We start from the raw sequence: 3,798 nt of genomic DNA on the forward strand, positions 1-3,798 counted from the left end.
CCAAAGGAATCCAAGCTTCCGAAGAAGCCAGAAATAAAACAATTGGCACTGGCTTATCAAGCACCCTGTTGAGTTCTCAAAGAACAACCACACACCGATCACCCGAAACCACAGTTCCGCGCCCCGGGGCACTCGTTCAACATTACCCGCTCCGATTCCCCACCGCAAATCACGGGGCAAACCGAAACACATTCCCCACAACCCATCACCGGCCCAGCCGATACGAACACGACTGACCCGCTAAGCAAAGATCTTGGGGATTGGCAGGCCGTCCGCTTCCGCGTCCGTTTCCCTGCCGGCTCGCAAAACATTACCCCCTCGATCCCGGGGCGCCAAATCGGGGGGCTCACTGTCCGCGATGACGGCGACCATGGCCGCTCGGGTCGGTACGTCCAGCTTGGCGGAGATGCGGCGCAGGTGGGTCGGCACCGGCAACGGGCTGACGTCGAGCTTGCCCGCGATGGCGGTGTTGGTCAGCCCCATGGCCACCCTGTGCGCCACCTCGCGTTCCCCGTGGTCAGCCGGCACATTGGTCGCGCCCCCTGCCGGTCCCGCGGGTGAGCCGGCAACGCACGCCGTCCACCTCCAGATCCAGCAGCACCTCTCCGGTGGCGGTCACCGCCCGTGTCTGACCCGGCGGCACCGCGCCCTTCTTCGACTGGCTGCGCTTCGCGCCGGGCAGCAACGAGCTAGGTGAGCAGTTGGCGTTCGAGCAGGCCGTGGAGGGTGCGCAGACGTTGCAGCTCACCGAGTCGCGCTCGCAAGTACTGTCAGCACGCGGAGAATTCGCGGCGGGTGCCGGACGTGAACCGGCAGCCGAAGGCGGGATCGGCGACTGCACGCTGGTCGAGGATCGCGTCACCGCCGGGCCGGTGCCCGCCGCGAACCCAGCGAACCAGGTCGTCGAAGCCGCGCCGCAGTTCGGGCTGGGTGAAGTCGCAATGCCCGGTGGCGCGGATGGCCCGGGAGACCAGCAGCTTCGAGCGGCCGTGCTGAGCGGTGCGGCGGGCGTACACCTGCTCCATGGACAACGGCACGAACAGGTCGCCGATGCCGTGCAGAGAGAGCACCGGGATTCCCGGGGTGCCGTTGACCCTGGGGATGTCGACGGTGGTGGAGCGGACCCGCAGCACATCGCGGTTGAGCTGCCGCTCGGCCGGGGTGAGGCGGCGGCGGTCGGTGCTGCGGTAGACGGTGCCCAGATTGCCGGCTGTGCCGTTGTTCAGGCCCGGGTAGAGGCCGAACAGGAACGGCAGGTCGCTGAGCGGGGGCAGCGAGCGAGCGGCGTTCCAGTATGCGAACGCCCCGTGGAAGCCGGGACGCTCGCCCCCGCTGCGCCGCTCGACCACGTCGGACCAGGTCGGATAGTCCAGGTTTGCGGTTATCCGGGCTACTTTCGCACGCCAGCGCTCGGGAGTAGCGGGAAATTCGATGGGTACGCCGGCCAGGGCGGCCGCGCTGACGCTGGCATCGAGGAAGTAGTCGTACAGCTTCTTGTCCCCAGCACGCCACAGGTGGGCATGGCGCCGGCGAAGGTGCGGGGGTAGACCTCGATGGCCACGGCGGTGATGTGCCCGCCCATCGACTCGCCGGTCAGGTAGGTGTCACGCGCCCGGCGGCCGGTGACCTGGCTGAACAGGGCGATCAGGGAGTGCGAGTCGCGGACGCCTTGCCTGACGTCGTACCCGTTGGTGCGGTAACTCGAGGCCGCCCACGCGAAACCCCGGGCGAGCAGATGCTCCCGCAGCGGCGGATTGCTGACCAAGACGGTGGTGCCGGTGCCGCGGTAGCCGTGCGCCCACACCACAAGCTCGCCGTTCCATTTCGCCGGAATTTCCATCCGGTACGCCGCCCCGTCGCGAATACCGGTGCGTACCCGCGAGCCGTGCAACGGCGTGAACGGGGTCCCGTCGGCATCGCAGTCCGGGTCGGCGACGAGGTAGCCGGGCTGGGTGGTGCTGGGAATCGGGGCGTCGCAGGTTTGTGGCGCGGCCGCGGCGGGCACCGGTGTCAGCATCAGCGCGGCGATCACGGATTTCCAGATCATTGCCATTGCGCTACCTCCCGGTAACAGCGAACGACCGGGTGCCGAGGGTGTCAAGCGGTACAAGGGTTTTCCCTGATTCGTTTATGGCTGTCGATGCCTAGCGTCCATCTCACGTACCGGCGATGACCTTCGCTTCGCCGGACGGTGAGCGCCCGGTGAACCTGGGCGAGAGGAGTGCCCGCGTGAAATCCCGCATCCCGCTGTTCGCCGCGCTGGCGGCCGGCACTGCGGCCGCGTCGGCCCTGGTGGCCGTCGCCGGTCCCGCGACGGCCCAGCCGACATCACCGGCAACCGCCCAGGCCAAGGCCGCTGACTCGGCCCGGACGCTGGTCGCTTCCCGTCCCGCCTACCTGCACGCGAGCGCCGACGACGGCTTCGTCCAGCAGCGCGTCATCTCCTCGGCCGGTCTGCAGTACGTGCCGTACCAGCGCACCTACAAGGGACTGCCCGTCGAGGGCGGCGACTTCGTGGTGATGACCGACGCGTCCGGGGCCACCAAGTACACCTCGGTTGCGCAGTCCACCCCGATCAACGGCCTGAACGTGACGCCGGCGATCACCCGGGATGCCGCGACGGCAACCGCCCGCGGGCAGCTCACCAAGGTGACGGCCGACGAGGGCACCTCCCTGATCGTGGTGGCCAACGAGGGCGTCTCCCCCAAGCTCGCCTGGCAGACCACGGTCATCGGCACCGGTGCCGAGGGACCGAGCCGGCTCACCGTCGCCGTCGATGCACAGACGGGCAAGGTTCTCAAGACCACCCAGCACGTCACCGACGTCACCGGTACGGGCACCGGCTGGATCAACGGCTCGGTCAGCCTGAACACAACGCAGTCCGGGTCCACGTACACGCTGCAGGACCCGGTGCAGACCACGCTGCGCTGCCAGGACGCCTCGACCAACACGACGTTCTCCGGCCCGGACAACGTGTGGGGCAACGGCACCGGCACGAACAAGGAAACCGGCTGCGTCGACGCCTTCTACGTGGCGCAGAAGCAGACCGCGATGCTCTCGGCCTGGCTGGGCCGCAACGGTCAGAACGGTAACGGCGGGGCCTGGCCGATCCGGGTGGGCCTGAACGACCAGAACGCCTACTACGACGGCACCCAGGTGCAGATCGGCAAGAACACCGCCGGTCAGTGGATCTCCTCGGCCGACGTGGTCGGTCACGAGCTGGGTCACGGTATCGACGACAACACCCCGGGCGGCATCTCCGGTGGCGGCACCCAGGAGTTCGTCGCCGACACCTTCGGCGCGGCCACCGAGTGGTACGCCAACAACCCCAACGACGCCCCCGACTACCAGGTCGGCGAGGAAGTCAACCTCGTCGGCAGCGGCCCGATCCGCTACATGTACAACCCGTCGCTGGCCGGGGACTCCAACTGCTACTCCAGCAGCACCCCCGGCTCCGAGGTGCACGCCGCCGCCGGTCCCGGCAACCACTGGTTCTACCTGCTCGCCCAGGGCTCCAGCGGCAACGGCCAGCCCGCCAGCTCCACGTGCAACGGCACCACGGTCACCGGCGTCGGCATCCAGACCGCCATCAAGATCATGTACAACGCGATGCTGCTCAAGACCTCCAGCTCGTCGTACGTGAAGTACCGCACCTGGACGCTGACCGCGGCCAAGTCGCTGTTCCCGAACGACAACTGCGCCACTTTCAACACCGTCAAGGCCGCCTGGACCGCCGTCAGCGTACCGGCCCAGACCGCCGACCCGACCTGCACCGGCGGCACCACCCCGCCGCCCACC

At 68.2% G+C, this 3,798-nt stretch carries 4 protein-coding genes; 1 reads left to right on the forward strand and 3 read right to left on the reverse strand.

The genetic code is table 11. From position 1 onward, the window contains the following. Positions 1-240: 240 nt before the first annotated feature. From TFC3_RS19805 to TFC3_RS39470, 3 genes are all read right to left on the reverse strand, one after another. On the reverse strand, positions 241-501 hold the full coding sequence (locus TFC3_RS19805) for a LuxR C-terminal-related transcriptional regulator (RefSeq protein WP_201787189.1): 261 nt from the start codon (positions 499-501) through the stop codon (positions 241-243). A 269-nt stretch (positions 502-770) separates the two neighbouring features. After that, complete coding sequence (locus TFC3_RS39465) at positions 771-1,349, reverse strand: hypothetical protein (RefSeq protein ID WP_236718217.1); 579 nt, start codon at positions 1,347-1,349, stop codon at positions 771-773. A 41-nt stretch (positions 1,350-1,390) separates the two neighbouring features. Then, a complete protein-coding gene (locus tag TFC3_RS39470; RefSeq protein WP_236718218.1) occupies positions 1,391-2,053 on the reverse strand; it encodes a S9 family peptidase in 663 nt (220 codons plus the stop codon). Between the two features lie 176 nt (positions 2,054-2,229). Between TFC3_RS39470 and TFC3_RS19815 the strand changes: the two genes are divergently transcribed. After that, positions 2,230-3,798, forward strand: a 1,569-nt coding sequence (locus TFC3_RS19815; RefSeq protein WP_067507102.1) for a M4 family metallopeptidase, incomplete at its 3' end; no start/stop codon positions are given.

Source organism: Actinoplanes sp. TFC3 (assembly GCF_001553785.1).
Taxonomy (GTDB): domain Bacteria; phylum Actinomycetota; class Actinomycetes; order Mycobacteriales; family Micromonosporaceae; genus Actinoplanes.